The organism is Alicyclobacillus suci (assembly GCF_017329615.1).
GTDB lineage: Bacteria > Bacillota > Bacilli > Alicyclobacillales > Alicyclobacillaceae > Alicyclobacillus > Alicyclobacillus suci.
Genome location: NZ_JAFMTW010000001.1, coordinates 50,953 through 69,055 on the forward strand (window position 1 = coordinate 50,953; position 18,103 = coordinate 69,055).

Below are 18,103 nucleotides of genomic sequence, written 5' to 3' on the forward strand. Positions count from 1 at the left end.
CTAATTTAGTCACCATTACAAATCAAATGATACAGTTTGATATAGCTAACGTCAATAATTAGTTTGTGCTAATCGAAACATAAACAACCTACATTATGGTAAATTGCGGGATCCGGACAACGCTTGATAGTCGTCTATCCAAGCGCGACAAAACCCAACGCAACGTGAATTTTCCTCTTTGTCTCATTCTCGTACACCTAAATTGTGTGGTATTGTAGGTTATTGAGGTGATCGAATGAAATCAATTAACCGGCCTACTATCCTAGATCCGAAAAAGCTTGCGCCGGGTCATTGGGTAACCGAGAGTGGTTCAACGACGAAATGGAAGCACATTTTCGTGTATAACGACAAACGTCGTAAACCCATCGAATATCACTCCAATAGCAAGAATCCGTACACATCTTATTCTCGAGATGAACTACTGCAAGCAATTCGCCATGTGGAGCAGTCTATTGCAGAAATCCAGCGTGGTGAAGGAGAGTTTTTCGACGACGCGCGTGAACGAGTCGCACTTATTTCTATGTTAAAATTGGAACTTCGACAAATGAGAATTGTACTCAAACATAATAAAACATCCCGAGCTAGTTAAAGATAAAAAAGACCGCATACGGTAAATCCGTCGCGGTCTCATTCGAATACAAGGCGATTACACAAGCCTAATCAAAAATTTCTGACTCAATCCATCTCAAATACTTTCGAATCCGCTCGTCTGGTCGCTGCCTTAAATGCTCTATGTCCTGACGCAGCGGAATTTTTCCAGCCATGTAGAATATTCGAAGAGCGGTTCCTAAAGAAATTTCCTCCCTACTAAATCCGCCCCCATATCCATCTAGAAAATGTCCCCAGTAGTCCTGAGATTCTTCGTTATTTTTGAGATGTAACCGTATCACACCGATATCCATCGCTCGGTGTCCAAATCCACATTCATCAAAATCGAGGCAATACCATTTATCTGGCGCTACCAAAATGTTCCCAAAATGTATGTCCGCATGAATGAATTGTTGAATTGGACGAAGAAAGTCAAAGCTACTTCTCAGTTCCTTTGCAATGTTAACACACCGATTCCTATCCGCCTCGGTCAAAACGCTGAATTTTAATAAATTGCGCAAGGGCATTTCAACTGTGCATTGCAAATCATACACTGGGCGATTCCACGCTTGCCATTCAGTGGTGAACTCACTTACAAGTAAATCTGCACTGCTATGTATGTTCCGCATCAAACGACCGAGATTGTAATAATCGAGAGATATTGGATGCTCTATGATATCACCTTCGATAAATTCGAACGTTGCATAGAAGAATTCTTCGTTGGGCATGACCAGTCTCGAAACTGAATCACGGTACCGATTCCTGATTACCCTAGGTATCGCAATATATTTTCCTAACCGTTCCATCCATTCGAGTTCCGCGCGAATTTCGTGTACTGAATACCTACCTTGTCTGTAACGTCTTGTCACGTACTTTCCGCCTGGCGTATTCACCACATAAGTGTTATTTTCGCCATACTGTAATGGCTGAACCGTTGTATCCATCTCCGGCCACGAATAAGCGTGAACAATAAAATCCAATTCGTAATCTTGCATTTGGCCCACCTCCCTGAAACAATGTCATACAGTGGCACAAGTTTCTTCTCGTCGGCTGTGATAGATTGCCCAGCGAACTACTCAACTCGTAAAGAACTCGTGAGGCGGCGCTTATAACGTCGCACAGCATAGGCAATGAGCCGATAACAGCCATAACCCATCATTCCGCCTATGCAATTCAGGAATATCGCGTCGACATCGAATCGCCCGAGCTGAAAAAAGCCTTGAATCAATTGCATAAACACGCTGACGATGAAGATGAGCGCCAAAGACGGCAAAACCCGCCGAAACTCTGCGTACACAAGTGGCAAAAATAGTCCCAACGGCAAGTAAAGCAGAATATCTCCACCTAAGACTGAAAAAGTCACATAAAATCCATAGTCGTGAAAATCCACAAAGTAGCGCTGAATCGTGTGAAATAAGACACCATTGTGAAACACATAGCTATACTGCGGAAATCGTGACTCCCGCTCGCGGATAAACGAACGTTCTACGAATCGTTGTGGGTCGAGCAGCAGCACGTAAACCAGCGCAATGACGTAGGCAACCCCCGCGCCCATCACCCGCCAGCGCCAATACTTGTCCACCAATGGGAGGGAATCGAGCAAACCGGCGCGGACCGTATTTTCATCCCCAAAAGCACGTATTGCCATTTCAACGGCCTTTTCTTCATCGTGCCCCTCGCCAATGAACTCCGCTTTCAACATCTCCAAATGATCCATCAACTCATCGCGAATCGCCTGTGCCTCGCGCTTAGAGCACAGAAGACCCTCCGTCACATTGATGACATACGTTTGAAAATCCATGCCCTTACCCTTCCCGATAACAAAGTTCAATCAACTGGTGAAGGAAATTCCACTCTGACATCTTACTTTCAAGAAGCCTACTGCCTTCTTTCGTCAAACGATAATATTTTCGCCGACCGCCCGTGTCAGACGCTCCCCAATACGACTCAATCGCCTTTTTTGACTCAAGCCGCTTTAACGCGGGATACAAAGTACCTTCCCCAATCTCATATAAGTCGTTACTGAACGCCTTGATTTTTTTCGCCAAGTCGTAACCATACTGATCTTCTTTCGAAATCAGTGACAGCAACAGAAGATCCAAACTTCCCTTCAACAGTTCCTTATCCATCGGCAATACCTGCTTTCCCAATCACTTCTCGACACCCGTTGCCACAGACGCAACGCCCATCGATCCCGCTCGATACCTACATGCATTATACACGAAAATATAATACCTTGTATCACGATGTACATCGTGATACTATCCTATGCGAAGAAGACACTCAACTCATCAAACTATCATTCGGAGGAACCTGTCGTGCAAAAAAGATTTCCCAAACTTTCACTATCAGTAATCAGCGTAGGTACACTACTTCTTGCCGGCTGTACACCAACAGTCGCGCAACCGAATACTGCCTCTTCAACAAAGTCAAGCACAACACCCGTACCCACCGCTGCAGCTATCGTCTCGGCGGTGAAGAACACATCAAATGCGACGAAGATTCAACCGAGTTCCGACGAACGTCCGGTATCTGGGCAACCAATTCAACTCAAGACGGGCGCCGCCGTAATTGTGATCCATCCAAGCACACTGCAGTTCCAGATGGGCGTAAACAGGCAATCACTTGAGACGATTTCCGAAGCGCAGCCGGCACTACAAGTGAGGAATGTGAAGGCCAATGGCACCAGTGCAAGCTGGGAGATTCCAAGCAAAGGATTGACGGTTGTCGTACAAATTGTGAACAAATGTCTGGAAGTAAAGATAAACGCCAGCAAACAGACATCCATCACTTGGCCAGTTCTCGGAAAAGACAACGACAGTACAGCAATGATGCTCCCTCTAGCGGAAGGGCGCTACGTACCCACGCACAATCAAACGTGGATTCAGTTTCTAACCAAAAATGAAAACGACGAATTAAACAATGTTCTCTCCATGCCTTTCTGGGGTGTTCAGGGGAAGAATTACACAATGACGTACCGAGTGGACAATCCTTTCAATGACGATGTCCAATTCGCCAATGACGACTCGCAATTAGGAATGGGCATCACACATCATTTCACGCAAAAAACAATCAATCAGCCATATGGCATGGCCGTTTATCTTGGTGGCAATAACCCCGATGAACCTGCGGAAATCTACCGTCAGACACTCATCGACAACCATCAATTCGTAACACTCAGCGAGAAAATTAAAAAGAACCCGTCCGTACAGAAACTACTCGGGTCCGCCTTCGTCTACCTTTGGGGCAGCGACGAATTCTCGCCGGCAGACGTGAAAAACTGGGTCACTTTTGCAAAATCGATTCTGCAAGCTTCGACAGCAACGAGCAACTCACCAGGAAAGCGCATCTGGCAGCTTTTAAGCAAAGACGATCAGAATGCAATTTCGCAAATTGTATCCCAGGATTACGCAGACAACTATCAAAAGACCCAACTTACCGAAGACATTGGTGCACTATTGGATATGCGCAATTTTTATCAAAAGGCGGCTTGGAAACATGTAAATCTCGACTCAACCGCAAAAAATCTCTTACAAAAGCCCATATCGTCCCTCAACGAAACGAGTCTGTATCAACTGAACGATGAATTGCTATACGATGCATTTCCTGGCCAGTTTTCCCCTGTGCCAGCGTGGGGCGACGGCGTCTCGACCCAGATGGTAAACGACCTTCACGCCGCGGGTTTAAACCACCTATGGTTAGGGCTCTCGGACTGGGAAATGGGTTATCGACACCCGCAATTCGTCAAGCAAGCCGAATCATTAGGCTACCTTGTCGCGACATACGATTCTTACACGACGGTACAAGATCCGCAAAACCCGGCGAATTCATCGTTTGACACAGCCCTTTTTAACGAATCTTTGTACAAAAATGGCGCCATCGTGAACGCAGATGGTACAAAAGTGGCTGGGTTCCAAGGTCAAGGGTACGCAACTGAACCGACCATCATGATGCCCTATGTAAAACAGCGATTCGCCTCGATTATGAACAACATCAAGTTCAATTCGTGGTTTGTCGATTCCGATGGAGACGCTACTTTCTATGAAGACTATTCGAAGACCCATCCCGCAACAGAACAGCAGCAGATGAACGCCATTATCCAACGCTTGCAGTTTTTCGACAATCAAAACATGGTCGTCGGTACCGAGGAGGGTAACTGGTTTTCTGCATCGTCTGTGGACTTTGCGCAAGGAATGGTGACACCTGCGTTCAATTGGATGGATCCCGACATGAAAGACAAATCCTCACCATACGATTGGGGCTCCTACTGGCCGCCGGAAGCACCAACGATTTTTATGAAGCCAGTACCCATCAAACAACTTTATTACGACGTCTTCATCAACCCAGAATACAATTTGCCGATGTATGAACTCGTGTTCCACGATTCGGTCATCGCATCTGATCATTGGCTAAGTGGAAGCCTAAAAATTCAAGGTGCGGACAATACCCGTTCGCTCACCGAATTACTGTACGACGTGCCCCCGTTGTATCACTTGAATTTGGACACGTGGAACCAAGAAAAAGACCAGATCTCGAGCTATTACAAAGTCTGGTCTCCAGTCGAGCAGAAGGCCGCTGAATTGCCAATGACGAATTTCAGTTGGTTGACAAGTGACCGCCTCGTGCAAAAATCGACTTACGGCAATCAACTGGAGATTATTGCGAATTACTCGGACAAGACATATTCTGCGGAAAACCATCATATTCCTCCGCAAAGTGTCCTGATTGACTGGCTGAACAGCGGCAAGACCGAAATTTACACACCGCACAATTGATACGGATACGACAGCAGATCCGGTTCGCCAGCCGGATCTGCCATCGTCGGATATCACAAAGCCTCTTTCAGTATTGTCAAATGTGATAAAAGAGGACATATCAATTTCAGGGATGTGCAACAAACCTTTTTTGGCTTAATCAATTTTCACGCATACTCGCGACTCAATTGCCTGAAAATACATTTGTCCAAAAAACAGCCACAAAAGATGTATTTTATATATATCTTTATATCTTCATCACCATTATAATCGCAACTGGACGAACACTTTAATCACATACGAGGAGGCCTGCAAATGCTCAGTCAAGAAACTAGGGATATCATCAAATCGACTGTGCCTGTTCTCGAAACACACGGAACTGCCATCACAACGCGATTTTATCAACTCCTATTTGAAAACCACCCCGAGTTACTCAACATTTTTAACAAAATGAATCAAAGAAAAGGCAACCAGCAAACCGCGTTGGCAAATGCAGTATATGCTGCCGCCGCCCACATCGATCATTTAGAAGAAATTCTTCCCGCTGTAAAGAAGATCTCATATAAACATCGCGCACTAGGTATTCTTCCAGACCATTACCCGATTGTCGGAGAAAACTTGCTAAAAGCCATTAAAGAAGTGCTGGGAGATGCAGCCACGGATAACATTATCGACGCTTGGGCCCAGGCTTATGGGGTCATTGCCGACGTATTTATCAGTGTTGAACAAGAAATGTATCGGGAAGTTGAAACGCAAAAAGGTGGCTGGCACGGATTTAGGCCTTTTGTCGTGCAAAAAAAAGTGCGAGAAAGTGAAGTTATCTCTTCGTTTTACTTAGTGCCCCAAGATGGAAAGGACATTGCAGATTTCCATCCCGGACAATATATAACATTCAAAGTCGATGTTCCAGAGGAAACACACACACAACGACGCCACTACAGTCTGTCAGATGCGCCTGGAAAAGGGTATTACCGCATCAGTGTAAAACGCGAAGACGGACGCGGGGACATTCCTGCTGGGATTGTTTCTAGTTATTTGCATCAACATGTGAACGAAGGGGACGTGCTTTATGCAAGTGCGCCTTCTGGAGATTTTGTGATGAACAAACCCGCTACTAAACCGGTTGTCTTCTTAAGTGGTGGCGTTGGCATGACACCGTTGGTGAGCATGGTCAAAACACTGTTACAAGAACAACCAGGACACCCCGTCACATATATCCACGCAGCCATTCATGGTGGACTCCACGGATTGCAAGAGGACCTAAATACCTTAGCCGAAACAAATCCGAGCCTACACTACCATGTGGTATACGAAACGCCGCGTGAACAGGACAAAGCACATCGATACTTCGCCAAAGAAGGATTTGTCAATCTCAATTGGTTAAAACAAATCACTTCTGTAGATTCCGATTTCTACTTTTGCGGCCCGACGCCTTTTATGAAGGCCATGTACCGCGCGCTCAAAGAATGGGGCGTTCCGGACAACCAAATTCATTACGAATTCTTCGGTCCTCAAGGTGCCCTCACAGACTAAGTGACGTTTCCAACACACATGTGCAACGGTCGACCAATCGACAGTGATTGGTCGACCATAGATAATCTGATAAAAACAAGGACACCGTTGTATTCCCTTCCTCATTCCCACAGTCCACTAAAAAACATGTACCAGTGCCACAATGACCATCACGATTATGCGCATCGGACGCTTGCTTTATCACGTCATTACTGCACTTGAATAAAGCAACGCTGATATGTTACCTTATCTAAGGTTAAATCAAAATGCAATTGCAAATGTATAATTCTACATTTCTAAGGAGATGCCGTCCCACGTGGAGAACCAAAATCAACTCAGAAAAGGCATTGGACTATTCATCGCCACGGCGTTAGTCGCTGGCAACATGATGGGTTCCGGAATCTTTATGTTGCCTGCTACACTGGCTCAAGAATCTGGACCCGGTTCAACGATGATTGCATGGATACTGACAGGCATGGGTTCAATATTTCTAGCATTGTCGTTTGCAAATTTAGGTACACGCTATCCTCAAAGCGGTGGACCTTATGAATTTTCCAAACGAGGCTTTGGCGATTTCATTGGCTTTATCAATGCCTGGCTGTATTGGAATGGTTCATGGATTGGAAATGTCGCCGTCATTCTTGCAATCGCAAGCTATGCAGGAAATCTCATACCGGCGATTGCCAGCAATCATCTGATTGGATTCATTACAACCAGTGCGATTCTCTGGATATTCACCCTAATTAACATCTTAGGCGTACGTTTGGCAGGGAAAATCCAAACAGCCATCACTGCGTTTGAGATTGCCTTATTTTTAGGGTTTATCATCGTTGCAGCGCTTCACTTTCACCCAAGCAATCTGACGCCGTTATTCCCGGCGCACAAGGGTCCTGGCGCAATTTCTGTCGCCGCGTCATCGACACTCTGGGCTTTCATCGGTCTCGAAAGTGCTACAGTTGCCGGAGGAGAAATTCGCAATCCGCAAAAAAACATACGCCGAAGCACGATTCTTGGAATATCGATTGCGACGGTACTCTATATGGCCATCAACTTCTTTGCTATGGGTGCAATGAATCAGAGAGCTCTTGCAGGAAGTTCTGCCCCAATTTCGGACATTCTTGCTCAGTTTTTCGGAACAGGGATTGGTCGACTGATTACGGTAGCTGCTGTCGTCAGTATCTTGGGCACTACCGTAGGGTGGCTTCTATCCACCGCCCGCATTGCTTACGCAGCTGGCGTGGACGGCGTCTTCCCGAAACCATTTGCTAAAGTGCATTCCAAATACCAGACGCCGTACATGGCACTGATTATTGGATCCGTCTTAGCGAACATATTACTGTTGATGAATTATACGAAGAGCTTTAACTCAGCCTTTAATTTTGTGGTCTTACTGGCTACACTGAGTTATCTCCCCGTATATGCTATGACGGCCGCTTCCGAAATTCGATTAATGAAGAAAATGCATGGCACGGTCAATGTGTCCAAGTTCATCAAAGTATCATTGATCCCTCTGCTCGGCTTTATCTATGCGGGCTGGGCGATTTATGGCTCAGGTGCAAAAACAGTTATGTATGGATTTTTACTCTTACTAGCGGGAATACCGTTTTACCTGTACATGAACTATAAACGTGAGACTACAGCCAACCAGCAGCCGACGGAAAGCATAACGACCAAAATATAAAATCGCTAAGATGTACAAATTCCTTTTACTCCCACCGAGGGTTCCGTAAAAACACGAGGTCCTCGGTGGTTTTCTGCGCTTAGACTGAATAGAACACGCAGGGCCCTGAATTTCTTTTATCCCATGGACGGTAGCTAAATTAGATCCATTCGTTGTCCGGTGTACACTAGGTGGCGAACCAAATTTCAAAGCAAGATAGCATTGATTTTCTTTATCCACCAAGAACGATTCTCACGAGGAGACTGGATTGGCTTGACATTCTCCCCATGCCTAAAGGCAGGGGATTCCAACTATCACTAGTTGGCTTTCCTGCTTCGTTGAGGCTTGCCTTCTCGTTGGCTTTTCAGCTTTCGAGCGGGTCTTACTGCTTCTCCACAGGCTAATACGGCTTGCCCAGCCGCTAAGATATTTTGCGCGGCGTTTACATCTCTGTCGTGATGCTCTCCACATTCAGGACATGTCCAATTGCGAATGTGGAGTGGCATGTTCGGCATGATGTGACCGCAGTCAAAACAACGCTTGCTGGATGGATAGAACTTGTCGATTTTGACGAGCGTTCTACCGTACCAATCCGCTTTATATTCGAGTTGCCGTATCAATTCACCCCATCCAACGTCAGCAATTGACTTTGCAAGATGGTGATTTCGAATCATATTCTTCACCTGCAAACGCTCGACGGCAATCACTTGGTTCTCGTTGATTAACCGCGTACTGAGTTTGTGCAGGAAGTCTAAACGACGATCCGCAATCTTGGCGTGAATACGGGCAGCTTTGAGACGCGCTTTTGCCCTATTATTGGAACCTTTTTGTTTCCTTGCAAGTTGTCTTTGTGCCTTGGCTAACCTTTTTTCGTCCTTGCGAAAGAAACGCGGATTTCCGAACTTCTGGCCCGTTGAAACAATGACCGCATCCGTAAGCCCAAGATCAATACCAACTTGCGTATTCACAGGTTCTTTTTGCTCAATTTCTTCTTCAACAAGAATGGATACAAAATAGCGACCCGTTGAGTCTTTAGATACTGTCACCGTGGAAGGAGTGCCAACAAAATCACGCGACCACCGAATATTGAGCGGTTCTGACATCTTCGCCAGCGTAAGACGTTCTCCATTCCACTTGAATGCAGATGCCGCATATGTCGCAGACTGTTTTCCACGCTTCTTGTGGAATGTCGGATATTCTCCACGCCCTTCAAAAAAATTGATGAAGGCGCGATCCAAATGACGCAACTCCTGTTGGAGAGGGACACTGGATATTTCATTGAGCCATACCGTCTCTTTCTGTCGTTTCAGTGCCGTGAGTTGAGCAGACAAATCTTTATAGTACAGACGTTTACTATCGTTGTAGTAGGCATCTGTCCTGAGGCGTAAGCCCCAATTATAGACATAGCGAACACAGCCAAATGTCTTGGCGAGAATTTGTTTTTGCTCTTCTGTTGGGTAGAAACGGTATCGGTAAGCTCTTTTTCTCCTCATATTTACATTTTATCATACTACGGTGTAAAGATTAGATACTTTCGCCTAGCGGCGAGCGCCTGATATCCCCATGGCTGAAGCTAGGGGTTTTACGGCTCAACTGATAATTGTAAATCCTCTGTCGATCATGCACCCTATGATTCAAGATGATTGCCACAAATTTATTGATCGACATTTTAATCCTTCTCCATCAAAACGGTCAGTTTCGCCGCAATTTGTTGCCGTAAAGATAAATGCTTCTCATCACAATACTGTACTGCTGGCATGGTCCACATTTCTATTGGATACTGCCAAACGGGATAAAACTTCCTCTCTTCTGGTTCCCAATCATATCTTGGGAAGACGTGAGCATGCAAATGTGCTTATCCATCTAATTGACGAAATATAGACCAAGTAAATCCTTGCAGCCCTAAACATATTGTTGCGATTGAGGCAACGGTCATTACTACTTCTTTTCCGTAATAGGGTAGTACAAGTCCTGTCAGCCATGCACCTAAAGGCATACCTAGAGTAGTAATGGAACTCGTAACTCCATAAACTCGAGCCTGTAATTCCAAACTAATTGAGTTTTGCCTTGCAGTGGTAACAAGAGCATCCCAAGGCGAGAAAATTACTCCGGCGATAACCATACAGATTGATGCAAGAAGCAAAGATGATGCATATGCAAAAACCAATGTAATAACTCCCCAAAGTATAATAATAACTAATAATGATTTTGTAGTAGAAAATTTCCATTCTTTATAGGAAAAGACGAAGCTCCCCGATGCAGCGCCTATTGCAAATAACGTCCATAAAAGACCCAAGGAAGTCGGTCCACTGAACAATACTGTCGAGACATAGGGGTGTTTTCCGCGGTTCTAATTTGCAGAACAACGCCGTGCTGTTTTATTCGTGTATTCTGCATATCCATGCAAAAGCATAGTGACATCTTATTGCGTTATAGGGCAGTTTAGCGACAGAAGGGGTCCCAATCATAGGTGAGTATCAATACACAATCGGAATTCAAGGCTGCCGGATTGGCAGCCTTGCGCAGGACAGATGAGACGATTAGCAGTGAGATTCGAGGTGAAAAAACCATTCTAACTTATAGATTCCTCTCTAACAATAACCCCACTTGTTCTGCCATAACATGAGGTGGCAAAAGCATTCCATTCGTGATCCACCATTCCACTACCCCTACATAAGACGTCACGATAAATTGAAGAACAACATCTTCATTTAATCCATGATTTATTCCTTTTGTTGTATCCACTTCATCCTTGAACTCTTCGATGAGAAACTCAACGAACCGATTACGAAAATAAGGGGCACCTTTGCTGGCCAACATCGTCGAAAAGAATAAATAATTACGTTCAAGGTATTCGAACCAGGGCAGATTCGCATCTTTATAATCCATTTCATCTGCCGATTCGCAGATTTCCCGGAGTTCGTTAATGTGTTCTTCAATAAGCTTATCCAGTAGATCGAATTTATCAACGTAATGAAGATAGATGGTTCCTCGGCTAACGTTTGCCCTGTCGGAAATATCCTGTATCGTAATGTCATCAAAGTTTTTTTCAGCCATTAGTCCAATAACCGCTCTCTTTAACGCTTCTTGAGTTTTGAGTATTCGTCTATCCACTTTGGGTCACCAAACTTCCTTTAGGATTATGAATAATTATAATACATTTGTTCATTAATGAACAAATGTGCTCTGTTTAACCATTGCAAGCATCCTGCATCTGTTTATAATACTACACAGGTGTTCATTAAAATATCAATGTCCATTATATGTGAGTAGCTTGGCTTTACCAGTGCTAAGGAGTGAGAAAAAACATGACTATTATGACCCGTGTTCTAAGTGTCCCAAGTACGAAAAAGAGCTTGTTCTTTTCACATAACGATCCTGAAATCGTGAAATGGCTCAGTAACCGTAAACTTGATATTTAGTGCTCATATACAACACAACGAAATGAAGTGCGAAGAAGAGGCAAGCCAATCAGGATTGTCTTTTTATCGGCAAGCAGGATATGAGGAAGTCGATTCATGTACATCCAAATTATTGAAAGGAAGTTTTGAATTTGAGTAATGTTTTGATCCTTGGAGCAAACGGCGGAATCGCACGGATTGCTATTGATTTATTTCTAAACGAAACGGATGTCCAGTTGACGCTTTATCTGCGTAACTCGCGCAGACTCAGAAACATTGATTCAAACCGCGTTCGAATCATCGAAGGCGATGTTATGGATATTGAAAAATTAAAAGAAGTCATGATTGGACAGGATGTTGTCTATGCCAATCTAGCTGGCAATCTGGAACCAATGGCAAAAAACATTGTGGAGGCAATGAACGCGACTGGCGTTAAACGTCTAATTTGGATCAGTTCAATGGGAATTTATGATGAAGTCCCGGGAGAAAAGTATGGAAGCATATTAGAACCATATCGAAGGTCAGCTACTATTATTGAAGAATCAGACCTCGACTATACGATTTTGAGACCCGGATGGTTTACCAATAAAGATGAAATTGATTACGAGACAACTCAGAAAGGCGAACCATTCAAAGGGCATGAAGTATCGCGTAAGAGTGTTGCAGCCTTGGTTGTTAAATTAGCTACATCGCCCGAATTGGAAGTTCGTCGCAGCTTGGGGGTAAACAAACCTGTGCGTTAATGAGTTGACGAGAAGGCACGCCAAAATATTGGTGTGCCTTTTTTGGGTGCAGTGAGGTTTATGAACAATTATCATTCGTCTGTTCACTAATGAACAAATCGCATTCATTTAACCATTGCAAGCATCATGCGTGCGTTTATAATATTGGACAGTCGTACATTAATTAATCAACGTTCATTATGTGTGGGAAGCTGGATATAGGGAAGTCGATTACTGTGCATTCAATATGCGCCAGAAAGGATCGTGTCATCTGTTATGTCCAATAGAACAACCATCTGACGTCGCGATTAATGAGATGATTATTCGTCCTACGCGTCAAGAGCGGTAAATTGCCTGTCAACAGAAAGGAAGATAAATGATGCAAAAACGTAAATTAGGAAAAAGTGGACTCGAAGTTTCTGCTATCGGGCTCGGTTGCATGGGAATGAGTCATGGTTATGGTCCGGCATCAGACAAGAATGAGATGATTTCGCTGATCCATGCGGCGATTGACCGTGGCGTTACTTTCTTTGACACTGCCGAAGTGTACGGACCATACACGAATGAAGAGCTCGTAGGAGAAGCGCTTGCCCCATTCAAGGGAAAGGTGGTCATCGCCACCAAATTCGGTATCAAAATGGTAAATGGCAAGCAGGTGCTTGACAGCAAACCGGAGCACATTCGGCAATCCGTCGAAGGCTCGCTCAAACGCCTTAAAGTTGAAGCGATTGACCTATACTATCAGCATCGAGTTGATCCGGAGGTGCCAATCGAAGAGGTAGCGGGAGTCGTGAAAGATCTGATCCAGGAAGGTAAGGTTAAGCATTGGGGGCTTTCGGAGGCAGGAGTGCAAACGATTCGCCGTGCACACGCAGTTCAGCCGCTCACTGCAATTCAAAGTGAATACTCAATGATGTGGAGAACTCCTGAAGAAGAACTGTTGCCTACGCTTGAGGAACTCGGAATCGGCTTCGTTCCATTCAGCCCGCTGGGCAAGGGCTTCCTTACCGGAACAATTGATAAGAATGCAACATTCGTTGAATCCGACTTCCGCAGCATTGTTCCTCGCTTCAAACCGGAGAATCTCGAAGCAAATCAAGTTTTGGTCGAACTGATAAAGAAGATTGCTGCAGGGAAAAACGCAACGCCGGCTCAAATCGCACTCGCATGGGTGCTTGCCCAGAAGCCATGGATTGTTCCGATTCCCGGCACGCGCAAATTGGAGCGCCTGGAAGAAAATTTTGGTGCAGTGAACGTTGTGCTGACTCCCGAGGAACTAAGTGATTTGAACGACGCGCTCTCGAAAATCGAGATTGCGGGAGATCGCTATCCGGCAGGTTCAGAATACGCAAATAGAACGGGCAAATAACGGGTAGTCAGGTTTTGGTTGATTTATTTAAAACGCGCTACTGTCGATGTGGACATAGTTCCACAAATGGATTGTCCAGCGGACACCCAAACGGTTGTCCGCTTTTCGTTTGCAAAATCGTGAGGAGTAGGTTGGAGACAATGAACAACACCTGGAAAATTTACATGCTAACCCTGATCAGCTTCTTGGTTGGCACGTCACAATTCGTCATCGTGGGTATTCTAGACAAAGTCGCTGCTTCCGTCGGCGTATCGGTATCGGCGGCGGGACAGCTTATCACCGTATTCGCGCTTGCCAACGCAATCGGCACGCCCGTCGTCATGGTGGCGACGGCGAAGATGGATCGACACAAGCGATTGCTATTGGCTCTCGCCATCATATTACTAGGCATCGTTTCGACGGTCGCCCTTCCGGGCTTTGGCTTCCTGATGGTCTCGTACGTCGTACTCGGGGTGGGAACGGGCGTCTTCGTCGTCACCGCCTATGCCACCGCTGCGAATCTGGCGCCTCCCGGGCGGCAGGGTCGAGCGATGTCCAACGTCTCACTGGGCTTCAGTGCCTCCCTCGTCTTTGGCGTTCCCATCGGGCGCGTGGTCGCTGCGGCGTACGATTGGAAGGTGATCTTCTGGGGAATTGGATTCTTCACCTTGCTTGGAATCTTCGCCGTCGCACGGGCGATTCCATCTGAGGAAGGCGAAGCGCCCGTCCCTCTCGGCAAGCAATTCGCCCTATTAAAGAATCCAAAGATCGCTGTCGCCCTCGGCGTGACGTTCTTCGTGTTTATCGGCTATTCGGTGATGAATACGTATATCACGCCCTTCCTGACCTCCGTCATGGCGATGGATGAACGGGAAGTGAGCGTCATTCTCTTCGCCTTGGGCATCGCGAGCCTGATCGGATCCAAGCTTGGCGGTTTCCTGTCAGATCGGATCGGCACTGCCCGCACGCTCGTCGGCGATATGGTCGTACACGCCCTCATTCTCGCGCTCTTGTCCATCGTCGCCCGATCGACCGTCGTCGCCATCCCGTTGCTCATGCTTTGGGCGATCGCTACCTGGACGTTCGGACCGACCCAGAACTTCAACTTACTCTCACTCGCTCCGGAAGCCTCCGGCATCGTGCTTAGTCTGAACAGCTCCTTCGTGCAGCTCGGCTTTGCCGCAGGTGCCGCCATCGGGGGAATCGCCGTGGGCTCGTCGATACTGGCGATCTGTTGGATCGGCGCCGCTGCGGTCGCGATCGCTTTCTTCATCGCATCCGTATCCTTCGGGCTTACCCGTACGTTCTCAAAGCGCGTGGCGACGAAGTGACGGTAGTGGCAAAATCCCCGGAGAGGAAACAAAGGGAATGAGTTGGTTACTGTTATTTTTTGCAATCGTGCTTGAATTTCTAGGTACACTTAGCACCAAATTATCGCATGGATTCGAAAGAATTCTTCCTTCTGTTTTGATGTTTGTCTTCTATTTAGGATCCATGGTTACCTGGAACTTCGCTTTAAAAAAAATTGACGTATCTATTGGTTATGCTGTTTGGTCGGGACTTGGCATTGCGTTCACTGCCGTTATGGGAATGCTCTTTTTTAAAGAACCGATTAACGTCAGTAAAATATTTTTTACAGTGCTGATCATTGTTGGTGTGATCGGACTTTCATTAAAAAGTTGATAATGAACAATTGAAATTCAACTGTTCATTAATGAACAAATGCCGTTCATTTAACCATTGCAAGCATTATGCACCCATTTATAATAATGTACAGATGTACAGTAATGCGTCGTTGTTCATTGTATGAATGGGCATCTAGGATATAGGGAAGTTAATTATTGTACATCCAAATTTGTCAGTGTTTACAAGAAAGGATCGTGTTAGCTCTTATGTCTAATATTCAAGGGAAAGTTGTCATTATTACCGGTGCCTCCAGCGGAATTGGCGAAGCTACTGCAAAAGAACTTGCTTCTAAAGGCGCGAGATTGGTTCTCGCGGCTCGTCGTGAAGACCGTTTACAAAAACTGCAACAAGAAATTCAAAGCAAAGGTGGTCAAGCGGTTTATAAAGTGACCGATGTGACTTCGTATGAACAAATGGAAGAGCTGGCTCAGTTTGCTCTGAAAGAGTTTGGAAAAATCGACGTCTTGGTCAATAACGCCGGATTAATGCCACTATCACCTCTTTATCAGAAAAAAATCGACGAATGGGACCGGATGATTGATGTCAACATTAAAGGTGTACTCTATGGTATTGCGGCTGTGCTTCCTTCCATGAGGGAAAGAAAAGAAGGACATATTATTAATATGTCCTCAATAGCAGGACACTTAATAGGACCGGCAGGTTCGGTTTATAGTGGTACAAAATTTGCTGTACGTGCGATTACGGAAGGTCTCCGTAAAGAAGAGTTTGCCAACAATATTCGTACAACCATTATCTCACCAGGAGCAGTTAGCACTGAGTTAACCGAAACGATTACAGATTTAGAACTAAAATCTGCAATTGATGAAATTTATAAAGGTGCTATCGATGCTGAGAGCATCGCTCGTGCCATTGCTTTTGCAATTGAACAACCATCTGATGTGGCCATTAATGAGATGATTATTCGTCCTACGCGACAAGAGCTCTAATCTTGGCTGGCGACAGAACAAGCGTTAAAAAATGAAAGAAGGACATTTAAGATGTCAAATTCAAAAGAACCTTCTGGTGCACAGAAAATGATTGGAGATTTTGCGCCGAAACTTGTGCAATGAACCGATGATGTTTTGTTTGGTGATGTATGGGAGCGCAAGGGGCTCTCCCCACGGGACCGCAGTTTGATTACCATCGCCAGCTTGATAACAAGCGGAAGTACAGAACAACTGGTATTCCATTTGAACAAAGCAAAAGAAAACGGACTTTCGGAAGAAGAGCTCATTGAAGTGATTACCCATCTTGCCTTTTATGCCGGATGGCCGAAGGCGATGTCTGCCATTATGATCGCAAAAGAAGTGTTTTCGAAAGGGAAATAAAAGCGATAGCAGGAGGTTTGTTTGTTATGATAACTGCCAACGCACGCGCCACCTTTGGTCCGGGAGAGCCGTTCAAAGCGACCACGATCGCACGCCGTGATCTCGGCCCCCATGACGTCCTCATTGAGATTAAGTACTGCGGCATCTGCCATTCTGACATTCACCATGCTCGCGGAGAATGGAGGGCGGAGGAATATCCCCTCGTTCCCGGCCACGAGATCGCCGGAATTGTCGCCGCGGTCGGCACCGAGGTCACAAAGTTCGTCGTCGGCGACCGGGTCGGTGTCGGCTGTATGGTTGACTCCTGTGGCGAATGCGAGAACTGCCGCAAGGGCGAGGAGCAGTACTGTCTCAAGGGAAATACCCTTACCTATGGCGACGTCGACAAATACGGCCAGCGCACCCAGGGCGGCTATTCCACCCACATCGTCGTGACCGAGGACTTCGTCCTCAGAATCCCTGACGGTATCGAGCTCGACGTCGCCGCACCTCTGCTGTGCGCCGGTATCACGACGTACTCGCCGCTGCGCCATTGGGGAGCCGGACCCGGCAAGAAGGTAGCGGTCGTCGGCCTCGGCGGGCTCGGTCACATGGCCGTTAAGCTCGCGCACGCTATGGGCGCTGAGGTCACCGTCCTGTCACAATCGCTGAAGAAGAAAGACGACGGTCTGCGGCTCGGCGCGGATCACTACTATGCCACGAGAGACCCGGAGACATTTGAGAAGCTTGCCGGTTCCTTTGACCTCATCATTAACACGGTGAGCGCGAAGATCGACATCGATGCCTACATTTCGCTGCTGGCTCTGGATGGCACCTTGGTCAACGTCGGTGCTCCTGCGGAGCCGTTGTCACTCAACGTGTTTTCTCTCCTCGGCCAGCGCCGGTCGTTCGCCGGTTCGATGATCGGTGGCATCCGCGAGACCCAGGAAATGCTGGACTTCTGCGCCCGACACCACATTGCCCCCGAGATCGAGGTCATCTCGGCCGACAAAATCGACGAGGCCTACGAGCGAGTACTGGCTTCCGACGTGCGGTATCGGTTCGTGATCGACATCAGCACGATGGAAACCGTGTAACCATCGGGGCTGCTGGTAATGCTGGACC

General features: G+C 46.3%; 17 protein-coding genes. 11 read left to right on the plus strand and 6 right to left on the minus strand.

The window, feature by feature from the left end:
* The first annotated feature begins 235 nt into the window (after window positions 1-235).
* Window positions 236-589 (plus strand): hypothetical protein, encoded by a 354-nt coding sequence (locus J3482_RS00375; protein ID WP_146821914.1) that lies wholly within the window; start codon window positions 236-238, stop codon window positions 587-589.
* Between the two features lie 67 nt (window positions 590-656).
* On the opposite strand, the gene J3482_RS00380 is transcribed toward J3482_RS00375, so the two are convergent.
* From J3482_RS00380 to J3482_RS00390, 3 genes are all read right to left on the minus strand, one after another.
* Window positions 657-1,583, minus strand: coding sequence for a phosphotransferase enzyme family protein (locus J3482_RS00380; RefSeq protein WP_206921891.1), 927 nt, complete (start codon window positions 1,581-1,583; stop codon window positions 657-659).
* 77 nt (window positions 1,584-1,660) lie between these two features.
* Window positions 1,661-2,389, minus strand: coding sequence for a VanZ family protein (locus J3482_RS00385; RefSeq protein WP_146821912.1), 729 nt, complete (start codon window positions 2,387-2,389; stop codon window positions 1,661-1,663).
* 4 nt (window positions 2,390-2,393) lie between these two features.
* Window positions 2,394-2,717 carry a PadR family transcriptional regulator gene (locus J3482_RS00390; protein WP_146821946.1) on the minus strand — a complete coding sequence of 108 codons (324 nt, stop codon included), beginning with the start codon at window positions 2,715-2,717 and terminating at the stop codon, window positions 2,394-2,396.
* A 189-nt stretch (window positions 2,718-2,906) separates the two neighbouring features.
* Here J3482_RS00390 and J3482_RS21440 point away from each other — a divergent pair, with 189 nt between their 5' ends.
* From J3482_RS21440 to J3482_RS00405, 3 genes are all read left to right on the plus strand, one after another.
* Window positions 2,907-5,363 carry a glycoside hydrolase gene (locus J3482_RS21440; RefSeq protein ID WP_206921892.1) on the plus strand — a complete coding sequence of 819 codons (2,457 nt, stop codon included), beginning with the start codon at window positions 2,907-2,909 and terminating at the stop codon, window positions 5,361-5,363.
* Window positions 5,364-5,657: 294 nt separating this feature from the next.
* Window positions 5,658-6,875, plus strand: coding sequence for an NO-inducible flavohemoprotein (hmpA, locus tag J3482_RS00400; RefSeq protein ID WP_146821910.1), 1,218 nt, complete (start codon window positions 5,658-5,660; stop codon window positions 6,873-6,875).
* 295 nt (window positions 6,876-7,170) lie between these two features.
* Window positions 7,171-8,535, plus strand: coding sequence for an APC family permease (locus J3482_RS00405; RefSeq protein ID WP_206921893.1), 1,365 nt, complete (start codon window positions 7,171-7,173; stop codon window positions 8,533-8,535).
* Between the two features lie 296 nt (window positions 8,536-8,831).
* Here J3482_RS00405 and tnpB read toward each other — a convergent pair whose 3' ends face one another.
* The 3 genes from tnpB to J3482_RS00420 all read right to left on the minus strand — a co-directional run bounded on the left by tnpB (window position 8,832) and on the right by J3482_RS00420 (window position 11,571).
* Entirely contained in the window at window positions 8,832-10,007 is a 1,176-nt protein-coding gene (gene tnpB / locus J3482_RS00410; RefSeq protein ID WP_206921894.1) for an IS200/IS605 family element RNA-guided endonuclease TnpB, read from the minus strand.
* Window positions 10,008-10,369: 362 nt separating this feature from the next.
* On the minus strand, window positions 10,370-10,810 hold the full coding sequence (locus J3482_RS00415; RefSeq protein WP_206921895.1) for an MFS transporter: 441 nt from the start codon (window positions 10,808-10,810) through the stop codon (window positions 10,370-10,372).
* A 281-nt stretch (window positions 10,811-11,091) separates the two neighbouring features.
* Window positions 11,092-11,571 (minus strand): TetR/AcrR family transcriptional regulator, encoded by a 480-nt coding sequence (locus J3482_RS00420; RefSeq protein WP_206921962.1) that lies wholly within the window; start codon window positions 11,569-11,571, stop codon window positions 11,092-11,094.
* Between the two features lie 496 nt (window positions 11,572-12,067).
* Between J3482_RS00420 and J3482_RS00425 the strand changes: the two genes are divergently transcribed.
* The 7 genes from J3482_RS00425 to J3482_RS00455 all read left to right on the plus strand — a co-directional run bounded on the left by J3482_RS00425 (window position 12,068) and on the right by J3482_RS00455 (window position 18,075).
* Window positions 12,068-12,658, plus strand: a complete 591-nt coding sequence (locus tag J3482_RS00425; protein ID WP_206921896.1) for an SDR family oxidoreductase — start codon at window positions 12,068-12,070, stop codon at window positions 12,656-12,658.
* A 358-nt stretch (window positions 12,659-13,016) separates the two neighbouring features.
* Window positions 13,017-14,006, plus strand: coding sequence for an aldo/keto reductase (locus J3482_RS00430; protein WP_206921897.1), 990 nt, complete (start codon window positions 13,017-13,019; stop codon window positions 14,004-14,006).
* A gap of 140 nt (window positions 14,007-14,146) precedes the next feature.
* Window positions 14,147-15,316, plus strand: a complete 1,170-nt coding sequence (locus J3482_RS00435; protein WP_206921898.1) for an MFS transporter — start codon at window positions 14,147-14,149, stop codon at window positions 15,314-15,316.
* Between the two features lie 37 nt (window positions 15,317-15,353).
* Entirely contained in the window at window positions 15,354-15,668 is a 315-nt protein-coding gene (locus J3482_RS00440; protein WP_206921899.1) for a DMT family transporter, read from the plus strand.
* 209 nt (window positions 15,669-15,877) lie between these two features.
* Window positions 15,878-16,618, plus strand: coding sequence for an SDR family oxidoreductase (locus tag J3482_RS00445; RefSeq protein ID WP_206921900.1), 741 nt, complete (start codon window positions 15,878-15,880; stop codon window positions 16,616-16,618).
* A 135-nt stretch (window positions 16,619-16,753) separates the two neighbouring features.
* On the plus strand, window positions 16,754-16,999 hold the full coding sequence (locus tag J3482_RS00450) for a carboxymuconolactone decarboxylase family protein (protein WP_328702616.1): 246 nt from the start codon (window positions 16,754-16,756) through the stop codon (window positions 16,997-16,999).
* A 26-nt stretch (window positions 17,000-17,025) separates the two neighbouring features.
* The gene (locus J3482_RS00455) at window positions 17,026-18,075 is read left to right on the plus strand and encodes an NAD(P)-dependent alcohol dehydrogenase (RefSeq protein ID WP_206921901.1); all 1,050 of its coding nucleotides are present in this window, start codon (window positions 17,026-17,028) and stop codon (window positions 18,073-18,075) included.
* Window positions 18,076-18,103 lie beyond the last annotated feature (28 nt).